The organism is Pseudomonas sp. NPDC087346 (assembly GCF_044744235.1).
In the GTDB taxonomy this organism is placed as follows: domain Bacteria; phylum Pseudomonadota; class Gammaproteobacteria; order Pseudomonadales; family Pseudomonadaceae; genus Aquipseudomonas.
This window is the reverse complement of sequence record NZ_JBIUXX010000001.1, coordinates 127,343-151,112: the sequence shown is the minus strand read 5'-3', so window position 1 is coordinate 151,112 and position 23,770 is coordinate 127,343. Positions and strand designations below refer to the sequence as shown.

At 60.0% G+C, this 23,770-nt stretch carries 18 protein-coding genes and 1 pseudogene; all 19 read left to right on the top strand.

Annotated elements, in window-relative coordinates; translation table 11 throughout:
- Positions 1–21 precede the first annotated feature (21 nt).
- The 19 genes and pseudogenes from ACIOZM_RS00655 (at position 22) to ACIOZM_RS00565 (ending at position 23,769) form a co-directional block, all read left to right on the top strand.
- On the top strand, positions 22–912 hold the full coding sequence (locus ACIOZM_RS00655) for an SDR family oxidoreductase (protein ID WP_401208228.1): 891 nt from the start codon (positions 22–24) through the stop codon (positions 910–912).
- A 275-nt stretch (positions 913–1,187) separates the two neighbouring features.
- A pseudogene (locus ACIOZM_RS00650) lies at positions 1,188–2,258 on the top strand (HAMP domain-containing protein); the annotation flags it as partial.
- On the top strand, positions 2,253–3,122 hold the full coding sequence (locus ACIOZM_RS00645; RefSeq protein WP_401208618.1) for a methyl-accepting chemotaxis protein: 870 nt from the start codon (positions 2,253–2,255) through the stop codon (positions 3,120–3,122). The pseudogene ACIOZM_RS00650 and the gene ACIOZM_RS00645, both read left to right, overlap by 6 nt.
- 90 nt (positions 3,123–3,212) lie before the next feature.
- Positions 3,213–5,903, top strand: coding sequence for an alpha-ketoglutarate dehydrogenase (gene mdeB / locus ACIOZM_RS00640; RefSeq protein WP_401208225.1), 2,691 nt, complete (start codon positions 3,213–3,215; stop codon positions 5,901–5,903).
- A gap of 85 nt (positions 5,904–5,988) precedes the next feature.
- Complete coding sequence (locus tag ACIOZM_RS00635) at positions 5,989–7,275, top strand: dihydrolipoyllysine-residue acetyltransferase (protein ID WP_401208222.1); 1,287 nt, start codon at positions 5,989–5,991, stop codon at positions 7,273–7,275.
- A gap of 10 nt (positions 7,276–7,285) precedes the next feature.
- Positions 7,286–9,046 carry a dihydrolipoyl dehydrogenase gene (gene lpdA / locus ACIOZM_RS00630; protein WP_401208220.1) on the top strand — a complete coding sequence of 587 codons (1,761 nt, stop codon included), beginning with the start codon at positions 7,286–7,288 and terminating at the stop codon, positions 9,044–9,046.
- 14 nt (positions 9,047–9,060) lie between these two features.
- On the top strand, positions 9,061–9,918 hold the full coding sequence (locus ACIOZM_RS00625) for a MaoC family dehydratase N-terminal domain-containing protein (protein ID WP_401208217.1): 858 nt from the start codon (positions 9,061–9,063) through the stop codon (positions 9,916–9,918).
- 97 nt (positions 9,919–10,015) lie between these two features.
- A complete protein-coding gene (locus ACIOZM_RS00620; protein ID WP_033037529.1) occupies positions 10,016–11,176 on the top strand; it encodes an acyl-CoA dehydrogenase family protein in 1,161 nt (386 codons plus the stop codon).
- 10 nt (positions 11,177–11,186) lie between these two features.
- Positions 11,187–12,380, top strand: a complete 1,194-nt coding sequence (locus ACIOZM_RS00615) for a CaiB/BaiF CoA transferase family protein (protein ID WP_401208214.1) — start codon at positions 11,187–11,189, stop codon at positions 12,378–12,380.
- Complete coding sequence (locus ACIOZM_RS00610; RefSeq protein ID WP_401208211.1) at positions 12,380–13,234, top strand: HpcH/HpaI aldolase/citrate lyase family protein; 855 nt, start codon at positions 12,380–12,382, stop codon at positions 13,232–13,234. The genes ACIOZM_RS00615 and ACIOZM_RS00610 overlap by 1 nt, the downstream gene beginning before the upstream one ends.
- Before the next feature lie 162 nt (positions 13,235–13,396).
- Positions 13,397–14,917: a 4-hydroxyphenylacetate 3-hydroxylase family protein gene (locus tag ACIOZM_RS00605; protein WP_401208209.1), complete on the top strand. Its 1,521-nt coding sequence runs from the start codon at positions 13,397–13,399 to the stop codon at positions 14,915–14,917.
- Positions 14,918–14,990: 73 nt separating this feature from the next.
- On the top strand, positions 14,991–15,527 hold the full coding sequence (locus ACIOZM_RS00600) for a carboxymuconolactone decarboxylase family protein (protein WP_401208206.1): 537 nt from the start codon (positions 14,991–14,993) through the stop codon (positions 15,525–15,527).
- A 21-nt stretch (positions 15,528–15,548) separates the two neighbouring features.
- A complete protein-coding gene (locus ACIOZM_RS00595) occupies positions 15,549–16,568 on the top strand; it encodes a VOC family protein (RefSeq protein ID WP_134421489.1) in 1,020 nt (339 codons plus the stop codon).
- Positions 16,569–16,641: 73 nt separating this feature from the next.
- Positions 16,642–17,613, top strand: coding sequence for a flavin reductase (locus tag ACIOZM_RS00590; RefSeq protein ID WP_401208203.1), 972 nt, complete (start codon positions 16,642–16,644; stop codon positions 17,611–17,613).
- A complete protein-coding gene (locus ACIOZM_RS00585; protein WP_401208201.1) occupies positions 17,610–18,542 on the top strand; it encodes a fumarylacetoacetate hydrolase family protein in 933 nt (310 codons plus the stop codon). The genes ACIOZM_RS00590 and ACIOZM_RS00585 overlap by 4 nt, the downstream gene beginning before the upstream one ends.
- Positions 18,543–18,583: 41 nt before the next feature.
- Entirely contained in the window at positions 18,584–19,198 is a 615-nt protein-coding gene (locus ACIOZM_RS00580) for a glutathione S-transferase family protein (RefSeq protein WP_401208199.1), read from the top strand.
- Positions 19,199–19,214: 16 nt separating this feature from the next.
- On the top strand, positions 19,215–20,102 hold the full coding sequence (locus tag ACIOZM_RS00575) for a LysR family transcriptional regulator (RefSeq protein WP_401208196.1): 888 nt from the start codon (positions 19,215–19,217) through the stop codon (positions 20,100–20,102).
- A gap of 643 nt (positions 20,103–20,745) precedes the next feature.
- On the top strand, positions 20,746–22,389 hold the full coding sequence (locus tag ACIOZM_RS00570) for a DUF1302 domain-containing protein (protein WP_401208193.1): 1,644 nt from the start codon (positions 20,746–20,748) through the stop codon (positions 22,387–22,389).
- A 12-nt stretch (positions 22,390–22,401) separates the two neighbouring features.
- Positions 22,402–23,769, top strand: coding sequence for a DUF1329 domain-containing protein (locus ACIOZM_RS00565; protein ID WP_401208190.1), 1,368 nt, complete (start codon positions 22,402–22,404; stop codon positions 23,767–23,769).
- Position 23,770: the final 1 nt, after the last annotated feature.

Genomic DNA, 23,770 nt, shown 5'->3' with positions numbered 1-23,770 from the left:
TCCTTTCAGGAGATAAATCCATTGATTCTTATCACCTCGGCCAACGGTAACCAGGGCAAACGGCTGGTGCCCAAACTGCTCGCGTCCGGCCATCCAATAAGGGCTTGCGTCAGATCCGAATCCTCCGCCGAGCAACTGCATAAGCTCGGCGTACACCAAGTGCTGGTAGGCGATCTCGCCGATCCGGCGTTTATTGCCCAGGCCATGAAGGGCGTCAAAAGCGTGTATCACATCGGCCCGACACTGCATCACGACGAGCGCGCGATGGGGTTCGCCATGATTGATGCCGCCAGAGCAGAGGGTGTCGAGCACTTCGTGTTCAGCTCTGTGCTGCACGCGATCGCCAGCGACTTGATCCAGCACGAAATCAAGCGTGACATTGAAGAACATCTGCTGTCTTCCGGGCTCGAATACACCATTCTGCAACCCGCCAATTACATGCTGCCTACACGATTGAAAGCGGTGTTCGAGGAAGGCGTGTTCCGCTTGGCGTGGTCGCTGGACAGACGCCAGTCGATGGTCGATCTGGAAGACTTTACCGACGTGGTTGCGTTGGTGCTGTCTGACCGCGAGCGTCACGGCGGGGCAACCTACGAGTTGGTCGGCCCCGGCCGTTTCACCGCGCATGAGATTGGTGCGGTTGCTTCGCAAGTGGTGGGTCGCGAGATCAAGGTCGAGCGCTTCGACGTCGAGGTGTTTGTCCGTGAACGTTTCGGTAATCTTGAGCCCGAAGCGCTTGCGCATATGTTGCGGATGAACCTGGCGATCGCCAGGTATTACAGCAACCACGACTTCGTCGGTAATTCCAATGTGCTGTCCTTTCTGCTGGGCCGCGCGCCGACGACGTTCGAAGCGTTTGTCCGCAGGGAATACGCGAGTTTCAAGGAAGGCCTGAAAACCCTTTCCGATTGAAGCTCCGAGCGTATTTCTATTCCCTGAGCCGCTCGTGCAATGCGACGGCTCACGTGTAAATCCAAGGCTATTAGCGTTTCAACTGACTCCCATCTTTATTGGCCATTGGCCGAGCCGCACGCCTACGCGATAGGCTCCAAACGTTAGAAATGCAGCGCCTCTGAATCCAAAAAAACAACAACAAGAAGCCCTCATATGCTCAGTTTGCCTTGGTGTTCTCCGCCGTTTCCGTTCGGCTTCGGATTTGCCTCGCCAGCGTGCCAAGGTGCGTTCCGATGATGGGCCGCGCACTCGGCAATCTGTCGGTTGGCAGCAAGCTGTGGCTGGGTTTTGGCTTGGTGTTGTTGTCCACATTGGCCGTAGCAGCGACAGCGTTTTACGCTTTCAACGTACTCGAAACCCGCGCCAGGAAGATGAACGATGTCGCCGCCGTTGAATCGTTGATTCTGCAAGCCCAGGTCGCGGTCAAGGCGTTCGGTCTGAACCTCGCCGAGGACGAAGCCAACAAGGTCGCCGGGCTTACCGCCGAGCTGGTGGCGTTGCTGGAAAAATCGCAAATGGACAAGGGGCAGGGCGCCTCCAAAGAAGCCACCCACGATTATCTCGCCCAGTTCGAACGGTATGCCCAGGCCCAGCGCGATGCCCGCGAGGCTCGCCTGCGCATGCAGCAACTGGCTCAAGTGGTGGGTGAACGTTTCACCGTGGTAATGCTCGATCAACTCGACGCGGTCAACCTGCTGGCTTCGCGCGCTCAGCCGGCGGACGCGGTACGCATGCTGCAACTGGAACAAGCCTCCACGCTGCGCGACAAACTGGCGAACCTGCGTGACAGCGAACTCTATTTCACCCTGCAAGGCAGCACCGAAGAGCACAACGCCTGGGAGGCGCGGGTCATTGAACTGCGTTCTTACATGGAAAACCTCGAACTGCGCCTCGAAGGCTCCGAGCGCGAATCGCTGACTCAGGCCCGTACAGCGCTGGATGAATACCGCGCCGCGTTCAATGGTTACGCCGCGAGCCGTGAGCAAACCAGCGACAGCCAGACGGCAATGAACGGCGCCGCTGACAAAGTCAGTCAATTGCTCAGCGAAGTTCGCGCCGCACAGGTTCAAGCCTCGCAGGCGATGGGGCAGCGGGTATCGCGGCTGTTGGCGGGAATGGTGCTGTTGGCGCTCGCCCTTGGCGTCGGCGCGAGTGTGTTGATTCGTCACTTGATCCTGCAACCACTGCGCCAAGCAGTTGAGCTGACCCGCCGCGTAGCGTCGGGCGATCTAAGTGCACAGATCGATTCCGCAGGACGCCGTGATGAGCTGGGCCAGTTGCTCGGCAGCGTCGGCGTCATGCTGGAAAGTTTACGGGGGCTGATTGGCCGGATTGGCCAGGGCGTCGGGCAATTGAACCACGCCGCCGACAGTCTGGCGCAGGTCACCGAGCGCACGCGTCAAGGCGTCGACTCGCAGCGTGAAGAAACCGAACTGGCGGCCACCGCGATGCAACAGATGGCCGCAACGGCCCAGGACGTTGCGCGCAATGCCAGTCAGACCCGCCATGCCGTCGAACAGGCCAATGATCAGGCGCGCAAAGGTGAAGCACTGGTGCATCAGGCGACCAGCAAGATCGGTCACCTGGCCGAAGAAATGAGCGGTTGTTCCGACGCCATGGGCTCGCTACTCAACGAGAGCGCAGCGATCGGCAAGGTGCTCGATGTGATCAGTGCCCTGGCCGGGCAGACCAATCTGCTCGCCCTCAATGCAGCGATTGAAGCAGCACGGGCCGGCGAAAACGGTCGTGGTTTTGCTGTGGTCGCAGACGAGGTACGCAACCTGGCCCGGCGCACGCAAACCTCCACTGACGACATCGCCGCCATCATTCAACAGTTGCGAATCGTCGCTGAACACGCCGCCAGTCGCTTGCAGGGCAGTCAAGCGCTGACCAGTGAAAGCGTGGTGCTCGCCGCGCAAGCGTCACAAGCGCTGCATGAAATCGCGGCGGCGGTGTCGACGGTCGAGCAGATGAGTCAGCAGATCGCGGCGGCGGCCGAACAGCAGAGCGCCGTGGCCGAGCAGGTCGGTGAAAGCATGCAACGGGTGCGTGCGGTGTCTGAACAAAGCACTGCTGCCAGCGGCTTGCTCGACGCTTCGGTGCGCGGCCTGGAACAGGTGGGCGGCGCGCTCAACGCAGCCGTTGGTGGGTTTCGCACGGTGTCTTGAAACAGGTTCATTTGCAGTCATGAGGCTGAGTACGGCGGCACGTTCTGTCGGTTCATCTCTAAGCAAACAACAACAAGAGTGGAGGCAGATATGAGTTCGCTAAATGAAAATTCGATCCCTGGGTCGTTGGCTTCACTGGATAGCGACCGGGATGAAACGCAGGAGTGGCTTGAGTCGCTGGAAGCCGTCGTGCGCGATGGCGGCTCCGAGCGCGGCCAGTTTCTGCTCAAACAGTTAGAGCAACACGCAAGAGCACTTGGCATTACCTCGCATGTGCACCCGTACTCGGCGTATCGGAACACAATTCCGATTGAACGGCAGGGTCCCTACCCGGGGGACCTTGCTGTCGAGGAACGGATCACGTCGATCATTCGCTGGAATGCATTGGCCATGGTGGTGCGCGCCAATCAGGCCTACGGGGATCTGGGTGGGCATATCGCAAGTTATGCGTCCGCCGCAGAAATCTTCGAGGTCGGTTTCAACCATTTTTTCCGTGCCCGCGACGAAAGTCACGGCGGCGATCTGGTGTTTTATCAGCCGCACTCGGCACCGGGGGTCTACGCCCGGGCGTTCCTGGAAGGCAGGCTATCCGAGGAACAACTGGCCAACTATCGACAGGAAGTCGGCGGCAACGGCTTGAGTTCCTACCCACATCCTTGGTTGATGCCGGACTTCTGGCAGTTCCCGACCGGGTCGATGGGCATTGGTCCGATCAGTGCGGTTTATCAAGCGCGCTACATGCGCTATCTCGAACACCGCAATCTGGCCGAAACCGCCGACCGTCATGTGTGGGGCGTGTTTGGTGACGGTGAGATGGACGAGCCCGAATCGATCGCCGGGCTCACGCTCGCGGCGCGGGAAAAACTCGACAACCTGACCTTTATCGTCAACTGCAACTTGCAGCGTCTGGACGGACCGGTGCGTGGCAACGGTCAGGTCATTCAAGAACTCGAAGCGTTGTTCACGGGCGCCGGCTGGAATGTAGTCAAAGTCATTTGGGGCTCGGACTGGGACCCGTTGTTTTCCCGGGACACCAACAACGCCTTGTTGCAACGCTTTGCCCAGACCGTCGACGGTCAATATCAGACGCTCGGTTCCAAGGACGGCGCCTACAACTTGCTGCACTTTTTCCAGCAGGATCCAGAGATCAAGGAATTGGTCTCGCACATGTCCGATGCCGAAATCGATGCGCTGAAGCGCGGCGGTCACGATTTCCGCAAGCTGCACGCAGCGTTCGCCGCAGCCAAAGCGCACAAGGGCCGGCCAACCGTGATCCTCGCCAAAACCAAAAAAGGTTACGGCATGGGCGGCGCCGGCGAATCACGGATGACTTCGCACCAGGCCAAGAAGCTCGATATCGATGCGCTGAAGGCGTTCCGTGACCGTTTCGCGCTGCCACTCTCGGACGATGATGTCGCACAACTGCGCTTCTATCGCCCGGCCGAAGACAGTCAGGAAATGCGTTATCTGCGTGAACGCCGAGTTTCGTTGGGCGGCTATATGCCGGCGCGGCAGAAGGGCAGCGAGCACGTCGCCATCCCGGCGTTGGCTGACTACGCACGTTTCGCCTTCGAAGCCGACGGCAAGGAAATGTCTACCACCATGGCCGTGGTGCGCATGCTGGGCGGTTTGCTCAAAGACAAAGAACTCGGGCCGCGCGTCGTCCCGATCGTTGCCGATGAAGCGCGCACCTTTGGCATGGCCAACCTGTTCCGCCAGATCGGTATCTACTCGCCGCTTGGGCAACTTTACGAGCCAGAAGATGCCGGTTCGATGCTCTATTACCGTGAAGCCCGTGACGGCCAGCTACTGGAGGAGGGCATCACCGAAGCCGGTGCATTGTCGTCGTGGGTCGCTGCCGCGACGTCTTACAGCGCGCACGGCAAACCGATGCTGCCGTTCTACATCTATTACTCGATGTTCGGTTTCCAGCGCGTCGGCGATCTGATTTGGGCAGCGGCCGATCAACGCGCTCGTGGCTTTTTGCTCGGCGCCACCGCCGGGCGCACGACGCTGGGCGGGGAAGGGCTGCAACACCAGGATGGCAGCAGCCATGTGGTGGCAGCGACCGTTCCCAACTGCCGCGCCTATGACCCGGCGTTCGCCGGTGAGCTAGCGGTGATTGTCGACCATGGCATGCGCCAGATGATGGAACGCGATGTCGATGAGTTCTATTACATCACCGTGATGAACGAGAACTACGCCCAGCCTTCTTTGCCGCCCGGTGTGGAAGATCAAATCATTCGCGGCATGTACCGCTATGCCGTGACGCATGCCCCGGCGTCGCGTGGAACCGTGCGGTTGCTGGGCTCCGGGACTATTTTGCGCGAGGTGATCGCGGCGTCTGAGCTGCTGGCAGTTGACTGGCAGGTGTCCAGCGAGGTGTTCAGCGTCACCAGTTTCAGCGAACTGGCTCGTGAAGCGCGGGAAGTGGAACGACGTAATCGTCTGAATCCCACTGAGCCTGAGCAAATCAGCCATCTCTGCGCCTCGCTGACTGGCAACGCGCCGGTGATTGTCGCCTCCGATTATGTGCGCGCTTGGCCGCAACTGATCGCCAGTTACGTCGAAGCACGCTTCATCGCCCTGGGCACCGACGGCTTTGGCCGCAGCGATACCCGTGCCGCGTTGCGCAGCTTCTTCGAAGTCGATCGGCATCAAGTGGTGCTGGCTGCACTGGACGGTCTGGTGCGTGACGGCAGCTTGCCGCGTCAGGTGCTGGCCGAGGCCGTTGAACGCTATGGCCTGAAAGGTGATAGCCCGGCGCCGTGGACACGCTAAGCGGTTTTCTCTTCGCACGCGCTCAATGAGCGCTCCCTCCGTTGCGTGAGCGCGCAACGGATCTATTTCTGGGCGACCGTACGTCATGAGTGAAATCAGAGAAATTCATGTCCCTGACATCGGGGACTTCAAAGACCTGCCGGTGATCGAGGTATTGGTCAAACCGGGCGATAAAGTAGCGTTCGATGACCCACTGCTGACGCTGGAATCGGACAAGGCCTCGATGGACGTGCCGAGCCCTGGTGCCGGCACCGTTGTGGCGGTGACGATCAAGGAAGGCGATCGCGTTTCCAAGGGCAGTTCGATCCTCACGTTGCAAATGGCGATTGATGAAGCGCCGGTTGCGCAAACGCCCGTCATTAGCCCGGTCGTGGCCCAATCCATCGTCGACATTCCTCCGCAGCCGGCCGCCGCCAAAGCGCCTGCGCCTTCGGTGAGTATTTCCGGCCCAAAACCCCACGCCAGTCCGTCAGTGCGCAGCTATGCGCGCAAGCTGGGCGTGGACGTCAGCCGTGCGATTGCCACCGGCAAGGGCGGGCGACTGCTTCGTGAAGATATCGAGCGTTTCGTCAAGGACGCTCTGCTGCGTTCGGACAGTTCCGCGCCGCGTCCCGATCAAACCGGTGGACTCAATCTACTGCCGTGGCCGGACATCGATTTTGCTAAATTCGGCACGGTCGAGAAGGTCGCGATGTCGCGTATCAAAAAGATCTCCGGCGCAAATCTCGCCCGCAACTGGGTGATGATCCCCCACGTCACCAACAACGAAGAAGCCGACATTACCGCGCTGGAAGCATTTCGCGTGCAGCTCAATCTGGAAGGCGGCAAGGACGCGATCAAGTACACCCTGCTCGCGTTTTTGATCAAGGCCGCGGTCGCCACCTTGAAAGCCTTCCCGTCGTTCAACAGTTCGCTGGGCAACGAAGACGGCGAGCCGATCCTGATTCTCAAGCAGTACTTCCACATCGGTTTTGCCGCTGACACGCCGAACGGTCTGGTGGTGCCGGTCATTCGCGATGCCGATCAAAAAGGTATTGGCCAGATCGCCACGGAATGCGCCGAACTGGCGCGCAAAGCCCGGGACGGCAAGTTGGGCCCCGCGGACATGAGCGGCGGAACCTTCACCGTTTCCAGCCTGGGAGGCATTGGCGGCACCGGTTTTACGCCGATTATCAATGCGCCGGAAGTGGCGATCCTCGGTGTCACCCGCGCGCAAATCAGACCTGTGTGGGATGGCAACGCCTTCGCGCCGCGACTGATTCTGCCCATGGCGTTGTCATGGGATCACCGCGTTGTCGATGGTGCGGCGGCAGCACGCTTCCTCCAGCATCTGGCGGCTCTGTTGGCAGATTTCCGTCGAATTACGCTGTGAGGAAATGGCCATGAGTCAGATTATTGAAGTGAAGATGCCCGGTATCGGCGATGCCGCCGCCATGCCGGTGATTGAAATACTGGTCAAGGTTGGCGATGTGGTAGCAGTCAATGACGCGATCTGCACGCTGGAATCCGACAAGGCGACGATGGATGTACCGTCGTCTGCCGCCGGTGTGGTCAAGGAAATAAGGGTCAAGGTTGGCGAGAAGGTCGGCGAAGGCGCGGTGTTGTTGACGCTGGAGTCGAATGAGTCGGCCATTCAACCAACGCCAACGCCAGCAGCGGCTGCAACCGGCGGCAGCGCTGAGTTGCAGTGCGACGTACTGGTGCTCGGCGGCGGTCCCGGTGGTTACTCCGCTGCATTCCGCTCGGCCGATCTGGGCCGCAAAACCATGATTGTCGAGCGCTACGCCGCATTGGGCGGTGTGTGCCTGAACGTCGGTTGCATCCCTTCCAAAGCGCTGCTGCATATCGCCTCGGTCATGGAGGAAGTCCCGCATCTGGCGTCACTGGGCATTGACTTCGGTGCCCGGCAGGTTGATATCGACAAGCTGCGCGCGCACAAAGAATCGGTGGTCCACAAGCTCACGGGTGGCCTCGCCGGCATGGCCAAGGGGCGCAGTGTCGAGGTCGTGCGCGGCGTTGGCCGGTTCCTCGATTCGCACCGTATCGAGGTCGCTCTGTGTTCCGGTTCCGGCCAGGAGCACACGGGCGAGAAACAGGTGATTCGCTTCAAGCAATGTGTGATTGCCGCTGGCAGTCAGGCCGTCAAGTTGCCGTTTATGCCGCAGGATCCGCGCGTCGTTGACTCCACCGGTGCGCTGGAGCTCAGAGCTGTGCCCAAACGCATGCTGGTGGTGGGCGGCGGGATTATCGGTCTGGAAATGGCCACGGTTTATTCGGCGCTGGGTGCGCGTATCGATGTGGTCGAGATGCTGGACGGCTTGATGCAAGGCCCGGATCGCGATCTGGTCAAAGTCTGGGAAAAGCACAACAGCCATCGTTTCGATCACCTGATGTTGAACACCCGCACGGTGAAAGCCGAGGCCAGCGAGCAGGGCATCTGGGTGACCTTTGAGGGTGAAAAAGCACCCGCTGAACCCCAGTGCTACGACCTGGTGTTGGTCGCGGTCGGTCGTAAACCCAATGGCAACCAGCTCGATGCCGAGAAGGCCGGTGTCACTATCAATGAACGCGGTTTCATCCCCGTCGATAAGCAACTGCGCACCAACGTGCCGCACATCTTCGCGATTGGCGACATCGTCGGCCAACCGATGCTGGCCCACAAAGCCGTTCACGAAGGTCATGTCGCCGCTGAAGTCGCGGCAGGTGAAGCCCTGAACAACGCAGAACTGGCGCGCAGCCGTTTTGAGGCGTTGCAGATTCCCGGCGTTGCCTACACCAACCCGGAAGTGGCCTGGGCCGGCCTGACTCAGCAAGAAGCCAAAGACAAAGGCATCAAAGTCGAGGCTGCGGTTTTCCCGTGGGCCGCGTCCGGACGCGCGATTGCCAATGGTCGCGACGAAGGTTTCACCAAGCTTTTGTTCGATGCAGAAACGCATCGACTGGTCGGTGGAGGCATTGTCGGCACCGGTGCGGGCGACCTGATCAGCGAGGTATGCCTGGCTATCGAAATGGGCGCCAACGCAGAGGACATCGGCAAGACCATCCATCCCCATCCGACACTGGGTGAAACGGTGGGGATGGCCGCAGAAGTGGCCAATGGCACTTGCACCGACCTGCCTGCGGCACGTCGCAAAGACGCGTGAAGGAGGGAATGACCATGAATGCCTGCAATGAGGCAACCCTGGCGGACTTGACCCACTGGGTGGGCCGCGAGGAGCTGTGTAGTGACTGCATCGATCAACGCACGGCACAGGCGCTGGCTGCGACGCTGGACCTTGATTCCGATTCAGTTCAAGTCGGCGCCGAGTTACCGCCCTTGTGGCACTGGGTGTACTTCTCGCCAAATGCCCGACACAGCGAAATTGGCGTCGACGGGCATCCGCAACGCGGTGGTTTCCTCCCGCCAGTGAACCTGCCCAACCGTATGTGGGCCGGCGGGCGTTTGAGCTTCGAGCAACCGCTGCGCGTCGGTGAAGCCGTCACCCGGGTTTCGCGCATCCTGCGCTGCGAGCGCAAATCCGGCCGCAATGGCGAGCTGCTGTTTGTCACCGTCGAGCACAAGGTTTCTGGTGAGCGTGGTGTGTGTGTGGTGGAGGAACAGGACATTGTCTACCGCCAGCCAGCGCCTCAAGGAGCGCCCCTTGCCGGCGAAGCGACGGAGCGCCTTGGCGAATTCCGCCGGCTGATACATCCCGACCCGGTATTGCTGTTTCGTTATTCGGCACTGACGTTCAACGGCCATCGCATTCACTACGACAAGCCCTACGCCACCGGGGAAGAAGGCTATCCGGGCCTCGTCGTGCAGGGCCCGCTGGCCGCGACATTGTTGCTCGAAGCGTTTCGCGCGGCGCACCCGGACAAGCGCATACGACGCTTCGCTTTCCGCGCGATCGGCCCGCTGTTCGACACGGCGGACTTTGCAGTGTGCGGCCAGCTCACCGGCCCGGGCAGCGCCGATCTTTGGACCGACTGCAACAGGCGCTCGACGATGAAAGCTGAAGTCACGTTCGACTAATACCCAAGCGTTTTCAAAAAAGGTGCCGCTGTGCAGAAGCGCCAAGGGCACTGCTGCGCCGCGATCCCTACAAACAAGACAGGAAACCGACATGACCATGCTCTACGCCCCCGATGAACACCAGGAAATCCGCGACGCCGTCCGCGCTCTGTGCAGTGAGTTTCCAGACGAATACCACCGCAAGATCGACGAACAGCGGGCCTACCCGGAGGCCTTTGTCGATGCACTGATCAGCGCGGGCTGGCTGTCGGCGATGATCCCGGAAGAATACGGCGGCTCGGGTCTGGGGTTGACTGAGGCGTCGGTGATCATGGAAGAGATCAACCGTTCTGGCGGTAACTCCGGCGCGGTCCATGGCCAGATGTACAACATGAGCACGCTGCTGCGTAACGGCAGCACCGCGCAGAAAGAAAAGTACCTGCCCAAGATTGCCGCCGGCGAGTTGCGCATCCAGTCGATGGCGGTCACCGAGCCAACCACGGGCACCGACACCACCAAGATCAAGACCAACGCGGTGAAGAAAGACGGCCGCTACGTGGTCAACGGGCAAAAAGTGTGGATCTCGCGGGTGCAGCACTCCGACCTGATGATTCTGCTCGCACGCACCACGCCGCTGACCGAGGTGAAGCGCAAGTCTGAAGGCATGTCGATTTTCATCGTCGACCTCAAAGACGCTATCGGCAAGGGCCTGACCGTGCAGCCAATCCCTAACATGGTCAATCACGAGACCAACGAGCTGTTCTTCGACAGCCTGGAGATCCCTGAGGAAAACCTGATTGGCGAGGAGGGCAAGGGTTTCAAATACATCCTCGACGGGCTTAATGCCGAGCGCACCTTGATCGCCGCTGAATGCATCGGCGACGGTTACTGGTTCATGGAACGCGCGGTCAAATACGCCAACGAACGCGTGGTGTTCGACCGTCCCATCGGGCAAAACCAAGGCGTGCAATTCCCGATTGCCGACGCCTTCATCGAGATCGAAGCCGCCAACCTGATGCGTTTCAAGGCCTGCCAGCTGTTCGACGCACATCAACCCTGTGGCGCCCAGGCCAACATGGCCAAGTACCTCGCCGCCAAAGCGTCGTGGGAAGCCGCCAACGTTTGCCTGCAAACCCACGGCGGGTTCGGCTTCGCCAATGAATACGACATTGAGCGCAAGTTCCGCGAGACCCGGCTGTACCAGGTCGCGCCGATCTCCACCAACCTGATCTATTCCTACGTCGCTGAGCACTTGCTCGGGCTGCCGCGTTCTTTCTGAGGACTCCATTATGGCTTCTACCCAACCGGTACTTGCGCTAGAAGGGATCACGGTGGTCTCGCTCGAACACGCCATCGCAGCACCTTTGGCCACGCGTCATCTGGCTGATCAGGGCGCTCGGGTGATCAAGGTCGAGCGTCCGGGCAGCGGCGATTTCGCCCGCGCCTATGACGCGCGCGTCGATGGCTTGGCCTCGCATTTTGTCTGGGTCAACCGCTCGAAAGAGAGCCTTGCGCTCGACCTGAAACAACCCGAGGCACAGGAGATTCTGATGAAGCTTCTGGCCGAAGCCGATGTATTGGTGCAGAACCTTGCGCCGGGCGCGGCTGCCCGATTGGGGCTTTCATACGAAGCACTGGCTGAGAAAAACCCGAAGCTGATCGTCTGTGACATTTCGGGATACGGCGAGGGCGGACCGTACACCGAGAAAAAGGCTTACGACTTGCTGATTCAGAGCGAAGCCGGCTTCCTGTCTATCACAGGTACACCGGAAGAACAGGTCAAGGCCGGTATTTCCATCGCCGACATTGCGGCGGGCATGTACGCCTACACCAATATCCTCGCGGCGCTGATCGAACGCGGCAAAACCGGTCGTGGCCGGCGCATCGAGATCGCGATGATTGATGCGATGGTCGAGTGGATGGGCTTCCCGATGTACTACGCCTACGAAGGGCAGGAGCCGCCGCGCCGTACCGGTGCTTCCCACGCGACGATTTACCCCTACGGGCCGTTCTGCGCCGGTGATGGCCGTACCGTCATGCTCGGCCTGCAGAACGAGCGAGAGTGGGCGGTGTTCTGCGACAAGTTACTGGGCGACGCCGCACTTGCCACGGATGCGCGGTTTGCCAGCAACGCGCTGCGCACCGCCAACCGCGAAGTCTTGAGCAATTTGATCGAGCAGAACTTCGCGAGCCTTAGCGCTGATGAAGTGATGACTCGCCTCGATGCCGCCGACATCGCCAATGCCAACGTCAGCACCATGAACGACATCTGGAACCATCCGCAACTCGCCGCGCGTCAGCGCTGGACCACCGTGAACACGCCCGCAGGCCCGATACCCGCCCTGCAACCACCGGGCATGGGCGGTGAGCATCCCGCGCGCATGGGGCCGGTGCCGGCACTCGGGGAACATACCGCGGCGATTCTTCGTGAACTGGGTTATGCCGACCGCGCCGATGAACTGCGCGACAGGAAGGTAGTGTGATGGCGATTCGACAATTGAATCTGGCTCGGGCGCGCACCTTTCTGTTCGTACCGGCGAACCGTCCGGAACGCATTGGCAAAGCGCTGGCCAGCGGCACCGACGTCGTTGTGGACGATATTGAGGACGCGGTGGCACCGGTCGACAAACCGACGGCGCGCCTGGCCCTGTTGGCCTGGCTGGATGAGCATCCCGATGAGCGTGTGACGGTGCGCATCAATGCCGCCGACACGCTGTGGCATGAGCATGATCTGGCGTCCTGCCGGCACACCGGCATCGCTGCCGTGATGCTGCCAAAAGCCGACAATGCGGCGCAGGTGCAGCACGCCCACCATGTCACCGGCAAACCGCAGTTGTGCATCATCGAGACCGTGCAAGGCATTGACGCCCTGGCGCATATCGCCAGTGCGCCGGGTTGCGCGCGGTTGATGTTCGGCAAGCTGGATCTGGCCGTCGAACTCGATCTGATCCCCGACGAATCAGACCCCGAAGAACTGGTGTTTCTGCCTTGGCGCGCCATGCTCGTGCTTGCGAGCAAAAGGGCGAGATTGCCTGCGCCGGTCGATGGCGTGTTCACCGCCATCGGTGATCAACCAGGTCTGGCCCGGTACGCCGCTCGTGCGCGGCGGCACGGGTTCACTGGCCAGTTATTGATTCATCCGAGCCAGGTCACGGAATCCGCTACGGCCTTCACGCCCTCGGCGCAGGACATTGAATGGGCGCAAGCCGTTTGCCAGCTCGGTGACGCGGCCGGCGGCGGGGTGGTGGTGCTCGACGGCCGGATGATCGATGCGCCGGTGATGGCGCGGGCGCGGAACATTCTTGCCTTGGCGGCGGAGTTTGGTCTCGCTACCTGAAGCGTCGTTCTTTTCTATTTCGGAACAACACTTCGGCCCATTCACAAATTCTTAAAAGCGGCCCAGCTCAATACTATCGAGGTGTGGCAACCGCAGCCGAGTTCGCCTTGCGCCGGGTAGTCCCACCGCAGGCCAAATGTTTCAAATGCAGGAGCATGACCCATGGAAAATAACGCAAACAAAAAACCGATGGCCATGAGTGGAGCCCGCAACGGAGTACGCAACGGGGCCGATTACATCGCCTCGCTGCAAGACGGTCGCTCCGTGTGGATTGATGGCGAGCGCATCAAGGACGTGACGGTGGATCGCCGTTTCCGTGGCGCGATTCAATCCATCGCTGATCTGTATGACATCCAGTGCGATCCCGCCCTGCAGGACAAGATGACCTTCGAATCACCGACCTCCGGTGCGCGCGTCGGTCGCTCGTTCATGTTGCCGCGTTCGGCTGACGATCTGCGTCTGCGCCGGGAAATGATGAAGACCTGGATGGACGCGGTCGGCGGCATGATGGGCCGCACACCGGACTTCCTTAACGTCATGGTCAGCGCGCACGCCTCTGCGCACGAACTGTTCGCTGCCGGCGGTGAGCAATTCGGTCAGAACATTCTCAAATACCATGAGTTCATCCGCGAAAACGACCTTGCGCTGACTCACTCGCTGGTGTCGCCGGACATCGACAAGCGCCTGCAAATGTTCGAGCAGCCGGGCGACATGGTCATGCGTGTGGTGCGCGAATCCGATGCCGGCATCTTCGTGTCCGGCGCGCGTTCGGTGGCCACCCTCGGCCCGTTGGCCAACGAAGTGCTGATCATGCCGGCGGCGGCGAAATTCCCGCTGGTGGCAGATGCTGAAGCCTACGCGGTGGGTTTCGCGGCACCTATCGATACCCCCGGGATGAGGATGATTTGCCGTCCTTCGTTGCCAGCGAAGGGCCGGTTCGCCAACGACCCGCTGACCGGACGCATGGACGAAATGGACGCCGTGCTGTGGTTCGAAGAGGCGTTTATCCCGTGGGAACGGGTGTTCATGTATCGCAGCATCAAAGCGGTTGAATCGGCGATGAAGTCGCCATCCGGCCCGCACGGTTCGCACCAGTCCGCCACGCGGTCGCTGGCGAAGATGGAGTTCCTGCTGGGCATCGCCTACAACCTGACTGAAGTGAACCACAGCCGTTTCCCCAACGTCATGGTGCAACTGTCGGAATTGGTCGCTTATGTCGAAACCCTGCGCGCGATGATTCGCGTCGCTGAAATCGACTGCGTGCCGGGCCCCGGTGGCACCGTTGTGCCGTACGAGCAGCCGCTGAATGTGGTGCGCGCGCAATACCCGGCGATGCATGCGCGGGCGCTGGAAATCCTCCAGTTGCTCGGTGCTGGCAACGTGGTGGTGGCGCCAACGGTCGAGGATCTCTACAGCGAAAACGGCCCGGCCATCGAACGTTATTGCGCCGGGGCGGATATCCCCGCCGAACGCAAAATGCAACTGTTGCGGCTGGCCTGGGACGCGTCCTGTTCGTCGTTCGCGGGGCGCCAGAACCTGTACGAAAAGTTTTTCTCGGGCGATCCATGGCGCAACGCGCAAATGCGTGGCGAACGCTATCCCGGTGCTCGTGAGGCGCAAGACCGTGTGTGGGCGTTCCTTGATCGCAATAGCGAATGGGATCAGCGCATCAACGGCCAATAAGCGAAACCTGCCGTAGCCTCAGCGATAACGATGCTGCGGCAAGCCAGCAAAATAATAATGTGCGGAGTTTTGTATGCCTCGTATCCAGCTGCCCACCCCCGACGAAGAACCCGAAGCCTTTGCGCTGCTGCGCGCCAAGCGTGGCCACGCGCCGAATGCGCAGATCTTTCGCACCCTGGCGACTTGCCCGGAGATTCTCGAGGTTTTCATTCCCATGGCCGACGCGGTGCGCAACGGCTGTGGCATCGATCCGAAACTGCGTGAGATGGCCATCGTCATGGCGTGCCAGACCATGGGCACCCATTACGAACACGATCCGCATTGGAATCGGGCCCTCAAGGAAGGCGTGCCAAAGGAACAGATGCAAGCGCTGTGGGACTTTGAAAAGAGCGCGCTGTTCTCCGATCTGGAGAAGGCCGTGCTGCGCCTGGCCCGGGACGCAACCCGCGCGCCGGCGCAGGTCAGCGACAAGGTCTGGGAAGACGTTTACTTGGGCCTGGGGCAAAAGCAGAGCGTGGCGCTGCTGTTCAATATTGGTTGGTACAACATGACCGGTCGGTTGACTGGCCCCCTCGAGTTGAGCAACGAGGCCGATTTCACTCGGCTCTGAAAAGACATCAGGAGAATTGACATGCCATTGCCAACACCGGTCTATTACCCACCGTTTAATATCACCCGCTCAAGTCACGCCGTCATCACTTCGCGTGACCTGGAAGCCAGTCGCGATTTTTACGAACAGGTCATTGGCCTGGTGCTGACCGAACGCGATGCCGACACCCTGTATTTCCGAGGCCTGGAAGAGGTTTGTCACCACAGTCTGGTGATCAAGCGCCACGACGGTGAGCACTCTGCTGAAGCCATCGGCTTCCGGGTGTACACCGAAGAAGAGCTGGACAAGGCCGCGCATTTCTATAAATCCAAAGGCCTGCCGGCCCGCTGGATCGAAGTGCCGCATCAGGGCCGCACGCTGCTGGTCAACGACCCGGCCGGCACCCCGGTGCAGCTTTGCGCCACGATGACCACGACGCCGCGCGTGTACACGCAATTTCAGGACTTCAAGGGTGGCGCGGCGATGCGCTTCGACCACTACCAGATTCAAGTGCCGAACGTGCAGGAGCAGACCGATTTCTACGCAGAGATGGGTTTCCGCATCTCCGAATACATGGCGCTGGACGAGAAGTTGATTGCGACTTTCATGTTCCGCAAACCGGGCACCCAGGACATCGTGTTTCTGGAAAACCCGGGGCCGCGTCTGCACCACTTTGCTTACACCGTATCTGACTCCCACAGCATCCTGCGCGCCTGCGATATCGCCGGCAATCTGGGCATGGGCGATGTCGTTGAGCGCGGCCCCGGTCGACACGGCCCGGCCGGCGTGTTGTTCGTGTACCTGCGCGATCCGGATGGCCATCGGGTCGAGTTGTTCTGTGATCACTATCTGTTGATCGATATCGAGGTCGAGCCTGTTGCGTGGGACGTGCGCAAGCCCGGCCTGGCGCTGCGTTGGGGCATGCCGCCGCAGGAATGCTGGTTTAACGAGACCACCGCGTTCAGCGGCATTGCGACCAAACAGCTCGATCACGAGCGCGGCCCGTTGGTCACCCTTGAGACGTATCTGGCGGACAAGGCCCGCGTCAGAGCCGCCAAATAGCGCAGCAGGGGCCACTTCGGTGGCCCTTCGCAGCGTGGCGGTTTCGATAACAAGAAGACTGGAGGCATTCACCATGACGACACACACAGCAACTCAAACAGATCCTTCCAAAGCCGGGCCGAGCTTCGACAGCCGTGCGCTGCGTGACGCTTTTGGCTCGTTTGCCACGGGCGTGACGATTGTCACCACGGCCGGGCCTGACGGCGTCGACATCGGTTTGACCGCGAACAGTTTTTCTTCGGTGTCGCTGGATCCGCCGATGGTGCTTTGGAGCCTGGCGCGCACCTCGTTGAACATGGATGCCTTCCGCAACAACGGGCATTTCGCCGTGCATATCCTCTCCGCAGACCAGGAAGCGTTGTCGTCGCGCTTTGCGAGTAAAGGCATTGACCGTTTCGAAGGACTTGTGCTGGATCGCGGCCCGGACGGCGTGCCGTTGTTGCCGGACTGCATGGCGCGTTTCACCTGCAAGCTCGCCTATCAGTACGAGGGCGGCGATCACGTCATTTTTGTCGGCGAGATTGTCGATTTCGGCCATTCGGCGCGCAAGCCACTGGTGTTCCATGGCGGCCGCTACGGCATGTTGCTGCCAAAGCAAGCCGTCGCCTCCGTTGAATCGGCAGATGAATTCAGCAACCTTTCTTCCGATGATCTGCTGTATCAGGTGTCGAATGCTTACTTGCGCACGCGCCAGAGCGTGATTGAAAAGCTTGAATCGCGGCAGTGGACGGCCGAGGAGTATGCGGTGTTGAGCATCATCGGTCGTGAAGACGGCTTGTGCATGCCGGAAATCGTTGCGCGCAGCGAGAAGGTGCGCGGTCAGGGCATTTCTGCTGCGATCGTGCAACAGCTCATCGCACGTGGCTTGTTGGAGGAGGTGGACGCCAGTGACGGCCGTATTGCCGTCAGGTTGACTGCCGATGGCCGTCACGCGGTGCTGGAGCTGATCGCCATCCGCAAGTCGAGCGAAGCCGATGTGCAGGGCAAGCTCGACCCGAGTGAGGTGCAATTACTCAAGCACCTTCTGGCCAGGCTCGACGCATGAAGATCGCACGCTACCAATCAGCCGCAGGACCCGAACGGCTCGGCATCGTCACTGTCGCTTCGGGTCGAGAATATCTTGTAGATGTCGCCAAAGCGGCTGCTGTTCGGGGTGGTCCCGCCACGCCAACATCGGTGATGGCTCTGATCGAAGGCGGCGCAACGGCGATGGACGCCACCCGAGAGTTGCTCCGCTGGGCGGCGGATCGTCAGGACCCGCGGTGGATGGATGACCCCAATACCGTAGGATGGCTGACGCCGGTGCCAGAGAAATCGATCTTCTGCGCCGGGCGTAATTTTGGCCGGCACAAGCTGGAGTCGATGAAGGGCAATGCCGACAACGCGAGCAAACTGCACAGCGATTTCCCGACCGGTTTCATCAAACTCGGGCGCACACTGGTGCCGCATAAAAGTCAGGTGAAGCAACCCGACGATGTGCTCGATTTCGACTACGAAGTCGAGATCGCGCTGGTCATCGGCAAGGCGATCGACGCGCGACGCGACATCGATCCGGCCAGCGCCATTTTCGGCTACACGATTTTCAATGACCTGTCGGCACGGGAATGGCAACTGCGCGAGATGCAGAACGGCATGATCATGCTCGGCAAGAACTTTCCGGGGTTTGGCCCGATCGGCCCCTACATTCTGACCGCCGACGAAGTCCCTGACCCCAAAGCCCTGGTGCTGTGGCTGAAGGTCAACGGCGAGTTGCGCCAGCACTCCGACTGTCGCGATCTGATTTTCGGTTTCGCCGAAATGGTCGCGTTCTGGTCCCGTTTCGGTCTGGTGCCCGGCGATTTGATCAGCACCGGTACGCCAGAAGGCGTGGCCTTGCACCACAAGCCCGATCCGCGTGAGTGGTACCTCAAACCGGGTGACCGGGTGGAGGCGGGCGTCGACGGTATCGGCGTCCTCGAAACGTTCATCGTCTAGTCACCGCGTTGCCACGCCGACCTCACAATAAGGAATATTTTATGAAGCTGTTTTTTTTGCCCGGCGCCTGCCAGATCGGCATCCATGCCTTGCTTGCTGAAATCGGCAAGCCGTTCGAGATCGAAAAAGCAGCGCGCGCGGGCACGCCAGAGTTCGAGGCGTATACGCAGATCAACCCCAAGGGCAAAGTCCCCGCACTGATTCGCGACGATGGTTCGCTGCTCACCGAATTCCCGGTGATCGCACTCTATCTCGCCCGGATGAACCCCGAGCGAGAGCTGATCCCGACGGACATCGAAGGCGAGATTCGTGTGCTGGAAATGACTGAATATTTGGTATCTACCGTGCACATGCAAGGCTACACTCGCGCTCGCCGGCCAGAGAAGTTTGCGCCGAGTGAAGCAGATCATGCGGCCGTGAAAGCGCAAGGTCTGAAGATATTCCAGGCCGGGCTCGACCGGGCAGAACGACAGATCAACGGCAAAGACTGGCTCTTCGAAAAAATGACCATCGCCGATTTCGCGCTCTTCTATCTGGAGCATTGGTGCGTGGTCAACGGCATCGGAAAGTTGGCGCAAAGTTGTCAGGCGCACCACGATCGTCTGTGGGCGAACGTTGAAATCCGTCGTGCGATCGAGTCCGAACTCATTACTTGATATTGAGCGCTCGACCATGGACATGCTGTTGAAGCTGAAGGCTTTCGTCGTCACCGCCGACACCGGTAACTTCTCAGCCGCTGCGCGCACCTTGTACACCTCACCCTCGGTCATCATGAAGCGGGTTGACGAGCTCGAATGGGATTTCAAAACCACCTTCTTCGATCGCTCGACCCGCCGTTTGACCCTGACTGACACCGGGCAAAGCTACCTGACTCACGCCCGGCAGTTGCTGCGCGCTTACAGCGACATGGCCAGTGGCGCGATCCTGAGCCCCGGCGCCATCGAAGGCCCGATCAGAATCAAAGCTCCGGCGGTGCTGATCCGCCAGGGCCTTGGCGATCTGTTTACCCGTTACCGTGCTGAGCATCCGATGGTGCAACTGGAGATTGTTGCGTCTGATCGGGGCGGTAATCCGGTGGAGGAGGGCTTCGATATCTCGGTCGGCATGGATCAGATGGCCTACTCGGATGTGGTCGAGCAGGTCATCCGGCCCTTTCCCCGGGTGATGTGTGCGGCGCCGGCGTACCTGGCGCGATGTGAAGCGCTGTTGCATCCTCGCGACCTGGTCGATCACCCCTGTCTGTCGTTTTCCCTTGCCGGTTCGATTTGGGCGTTCAATTCTCCAGAAGGCCGGATAGAAGTGGACGTGCGTCCGGTGCTCATCACCAATGATGAAGGCTATCTGTGCGCCGCCGCCCGCGATGGTCAGGGGATTGTGCAACTGGCCTTGCCGATCGTTGCCGATGCTCTGACAGCGGGAGAGTTGGTGCCGGTGCTGGAGCAATTTCCGCTGGTGGAGCGCTGGGTAAAAGTCATGGTGCCAACGGCGCGACTGGAACTGACGCGGGTGAAGCTGCTGTTCGACAAAATGGCGCTGCACCTGACTACCGACAACATCTAACGCGAACCCTGTGGTGAGGGGATTTATCCCAGCTGGTCTGCGACGCAGACCTGAACCCTGCGAATGCGGTTTCCCAAATAAATCGCGGGGTCTGATTTCGCGACTGCTTCGCAGCCGGACGGGGATAAATCCCCTCGCCACAATTTCTGCCATCCCTGCCATCCCTGCCATCCCTGCCAGATTCCGAACAGATTTCCTGCGTCTTTCCCTCTTGTATTCGCGCCTTTACGGCGCTCGCGGCCGTGCCTTTTTGTGCCTTCCCCTAACGAATCCGCGCCTTCATTGCACCATCAGTTTTCTGGCTGCGGTGTAGCGGGTTTTATCATTGTTCAGGCCGAAAAGGGCCTGCATATACTCGGGCCAACACAGAAACACCGTCAGGTCTGAGAACAATAAAACCATCTCAAACCCAGACTCTGTGTTGCCTGCACATGATTTGTCCGTGCATGAATTCAACCGGTACCACAACTTCATGGGAGGTTTTTCTTGTGGGTCGCTGTGACTGGCCAACGTTCATGTAATCGGGCAGATCAGCAACCGGAGTTCATGCGTCACACAATCCCTCTAGGTAGCAAAAATGCAAATAATAAAAATAAGATTTGCAGTGCCGCACGACGTTTTGTATCGCCAGAGTCTTCGCTCCATGCTGGTTGCCACCAGCCTGATGGCGGCAGGCTCGACGTTGGCCGCACCGATTGATGTGGGTAACCCTGACATCAAACTGCGCTGGGACAACACATTCAAATACTCTGCCGGGATGCGTCTCAAGGATCAGGACGACACGCTGACTCAAAACGTTCCTGCCACGCCTGGTGGCGGCAAGGGACCGTCGGCGCTCAACGCTGACGATGGTGACCGTAACTTCAAGAAAGGCCGGCTGATTTCCAACCGCCTCGATGTGTTGTCCGAGATGGATCTGGTCATTCACGACGATTACGGTCTGCGTGTGAGCGGTGCGGCTTGGTACGACGACGTTTATAACCAGAAAAACGATAACAACTCGCCTGCAACCAACAACTCGTTGTCGGTACCGAGTGACCATTTCACCCACGACACCCGCGATCTGCACGGTCGCCAGGCCGAGATTCTCGATGCCTTCGTGTTTGGTGGCACCGATGTCGGCGACGCACGAGTCAGTGGTCGATTGGGCCAACACACCGTACTGTGGGGCGAGAGCCTGTTCTTCGGTTCCAACGCCATCGCCGGCACCCAGTCTCCGGTGGATGCGGTCAAGGCCTCCTCGGTACCCGGTTCGACCACTAAAGAAATCATCCGGCCGGTGGGCCAGTTCTCGGGCCAGATCCAGTTCTCGCCAGCGCTGACCCTGATGGGTTACTACCAATACGATTGGGAGGCTACCCGCTTGCCAGCGGCTGGCAGTTATTTTTCGGGCAACGACTTCATCGGTGATGGTGGCGAGCGTATTCGTTTTGCGCCGGGTTTACCGGGCGTTGGCTTGTCGCGTGGTCAAGACATCAAGGCTAAGGATAACGGTCAGTTCGGTCTTGGTTTGCGCACACAGTTGGGCGACTGGGAGTTCGGTGCCTACGCGATCCGCTACCACGCCAAAACCCCAGTGGTGTATTCCCGTACTCAGCGCACTGCCGTTCCTGGTGCGGGATTCGGGACGTACCAATTGGTGTATCCCGAGGACATCAAGGCGTTCGGTGTCAGTGCCACCACGACCGTGGACACGGTTAACTTTGCCGGTGAGCTTTCCGTGCGTCGCGACACGCCGCTGACCAGCCTGCCGCAGGAAGCGGGTACGTCCGGGGCGGATAATAACAACCATGCGCTTTATGCCATCGGCAATTCGGCTCATGCCAACGTGTCGATGATCTGGAGCATGCCACGCAACTTCATGTCCGACGAACCCTCGTTAAGCATGGAAGTGGCCTACAACCAACTGACCAGTTGCACCAGCAATTGCAGTGCGATGGATCCTGGTCTGGATCGCCGTGCAGCCGCGGTGCGGGCCTTGTATGCCATACCTCAGCGTAATGTGTTGGACGGCCTGGATATCACGCCATCCTTCACGGTTGGCTACAACCATGGCAAGTCACCCGTGGTGATCATGGGCCCGAACAATGGCGGCGACATGACCTTCACGCTGGCCGGCAACTACCTGACGGTGTGGGATTTCACGATGGCGTACACCCATTACTACGGCGGCGAAAACACGGCCACGTATGCCTCGACCGACCCAAGCGTCAACGGTACGTACACCTTCGCGCAAACCTTGAAAGATCGTGATTTCGTCTCAGTCTCGCTGCGTCGCACCTTCTAAGGGAAAACAATAATGACTATTTTCAATCGCATGACCTTGCTGGCTCTGGCGTGCGCCGTGCTGACGGCGCCGGTTGTCCAGGCCGCTGTTTCGGCAGATGAAGCCGCCAAGCTGAAAACCACGCTGACGCCGCTGGGCGCCGAGCGTGCCGGTAACAAGGACGGGACGATTCCACCTTGGGAAGGGGGCTATCCGGTCGACAACGCGTACAACTCAGCGGCGATTCCGGATCTGTTTTCCAAGGATAAGCCGCTGCTGACCATCACCGCGCAGAATGCTGATCAGTACAAAGACAAGCTGACAGAGGGCACCCTGGGCCTTTTGAAGCAGTTCCCGAGCTTCAACGTTCAGGTGTTCCCGACCCGGCGCACCGCAGCGGCACCGCAGTGGGTTTACGACAACACCTTCGCTAACGCCACTCGGGCGACGATGGATCCGTCCGGCGAACTCGGTCCTTTCCCGAAAGGTGTCTACGGCGGCATCCCGTTCCCGATTCCGAAGAATGGTGAAGAAGCGATCTGGAACCACTTGCTGCGATGGACGACTCCCGGCTACCAGACAGCGCCCAGCCTCGCTCGCGTGACCCCGGAAGGCAAAGTAATTCCGGTCTCGCAGAACATCGCCAAGAGCTCGTTCCCTTACTACGACCCGAACAGCAACCTGGACAAATGGCACGCCGCAGGTTCCAACTTCAAGGTCGTTCGGGTTGACACATCCGGCCCGCCAATCCGTGCCGGTGAGATCCTGCTGCAACGCGTCAACATCAACGACATCGAGTCGAAAACCTGGGTCTACCTGACCGGCCAGCGTCGCGTCCGTCGTCTGCCGCTGACCTGCTGCGACGTACCGAGCCCGGTGGCGGGTGGCATCCTCAATTTCGACGAAGTCGAGGTCTATTCCTCGTCCATCGGACGTTACGACTGGAAGCTGGTCGGCAAAAAAGAAATGTACGTGCCGTACAACACCAACAGCTATCACCAGGCGCCGTCGCTCGACAAGCTGATGTCTGAAAAGACCGTCAACCCGGACTTCGTGCGTTTCGAGCAGCATCGGGTGTGGGTGGTGGAGGGCACGCTCAAGGCCGGTCAACGCCATGTGATTCCGCGCTTGCGCGTGTATCTGGATGAAGACACCTGGATCGCAGTCGCCGGCGAACGTTGGGATGCCCAGGGGCAACTGTGGAAGGTGACGTACAACTTGCCAACCGTGTTCCCGGCAGGTCCCGGCACCATCGTCGCCGGCTATATGTCGTACGACCTGATCGGCGGCGGCTACTTCGCCTCGGCCTATTTCCCGCGTGACAAACAAGTCGACCTGAAGGCCACGTTGCCAGACCGCATCTTCACGCCTGAGTCCCTGTCTGGAGAGGGCGTGCGCTAAA

What these genes read in the sequence shown, in the direction of transcription:
- mdeB (WP_401208225.1), top strand. Translation starts at nt 3,213, where the DNA reads ATGAGTTCGCTAAATGAAAATTCGATCCCTGGGTCGTTGGCTTCACTG.
- ACIOZM_RS00625 (WP_401208217.1), top strand. Translation starts at nt 9,061, where the DNA reads ATGAATGCCTGCAATGAGGCAACCCTGGCGGACTTGACCCACTGGGTG.
- lpdA (WP_401208220.1), top strand. Translation starts at nt 7,286, where the DNA reads ATGAGTCAGATTATTGAAGTGAAGATGCCCGGTATCGGCGATGCCGCC.
- ACIOZM_RS00575 (WP_401208196.1), top strand. Translation starts at nt 19,215, where the DNA reads ATGGACATGCTGTTGAAGCTGAAGGCTTTCGTCGTCACCGCCGACACC.
- ACIOZM_RS00615 (WP_401208214.1), top strand. Translation starts at nt 11,187, where the DNA reads ATGGCTTCTACCCAACCGGTACTTGCGCTAGAAGGGATCACGGTGGTC.
- ACIOZM_RS00610 (WP_401208211.1), top strand. Translation starts at nt 12,380, where the DNA reads ATGGCGATTCGACAATTGAATCTGGCTCGGGCGCGCACCTTTCTGTTC.
- ACIOZM_RS00585 (WP_401208201.1), top strand. Translation starts at nt 17,610, where the DNA reads ATGAAGATCGCACGCTACCAATCAGCCGCAGGACCCGAACGGCTCGGC.
- ACIOZM_RS00595 (WP_134421489.1), top strand. Translation starts at nt 15,549, where the DNA reads ATGCCATTGCCAACACCGGTCTATTACCCACCGTTTAATATCACCCGC.
- ACIOZM_RS00580 (WP_401208199.1), top strand. Translation starts at nt 18,584, where the DNA reads ATGAAGCTGTTTTTTTTGCCCGGCGCCTGCCAGATCGGCATCCATGCC.
- ACIOZM_RS00570 (WP_401208193.1), top strand. Translation starts at nt 20,746, where the DNA reads ATGCTGGTTGCCACCAGCCTGATGGCGGCAGGCTCGACGTTGGCCGCA.
- ACIOZM_RS00600 (WP_401208206.1), top strand. Translation starts at nt 14,991, where the DNA reads ATGCCTCGTATCCAGCTGCCCACCCCCGACGAAGAACCCGAAGCCTTT.
- ACIOZM_RS00620 (WP_033037529.1), top strand. Translation starts at nt 10,016, where the DNA reads ATGCTCTACGCCCCCGATGAACACCAGGAAATCCGCGACGCCGTCCGC.
- ACIOZM_RS00645 (WP_401208618.1), top strand. Translation starts at nt 2,253, where the DNA reads ATGCTGGAAAGTTTACGGGGGCTGATTGGCCGGATTGGCCAGGGCGTC.
- ACIOZM_RS00635 (WP_401208222.1), top strand. Translation starts at nt 5,989, where the DNA reads ATGAGTGAAATCAGAGAAATTCATGTCCCTGACATCGGGGACTTCAAA.
- ACIOZM_RS00605 (WP_401208209.1), top strand. Translation starts at nt 13,397, where the DNA reads ATGGAAAATAACGCAAACAAAAAACCGATGGCCATGAGTGGAGCCCGC.
- ACIOZM_RS00590 (WP_401208203.1), top strand. Translation starts at nt 16,642, where the DNA reads ATGACGACACACACAGCAACTCAAACAGATCCTTCCAAAGCCGGGCCG.
- ACIOZM_RS00565 (WP_401208190.1), top strand. Translation starts at nt 22,402, where the DNA reads ATGACTATTTTCAATCGCATGACCTTGCTGGCTCTGGCGTGCGCCGTG.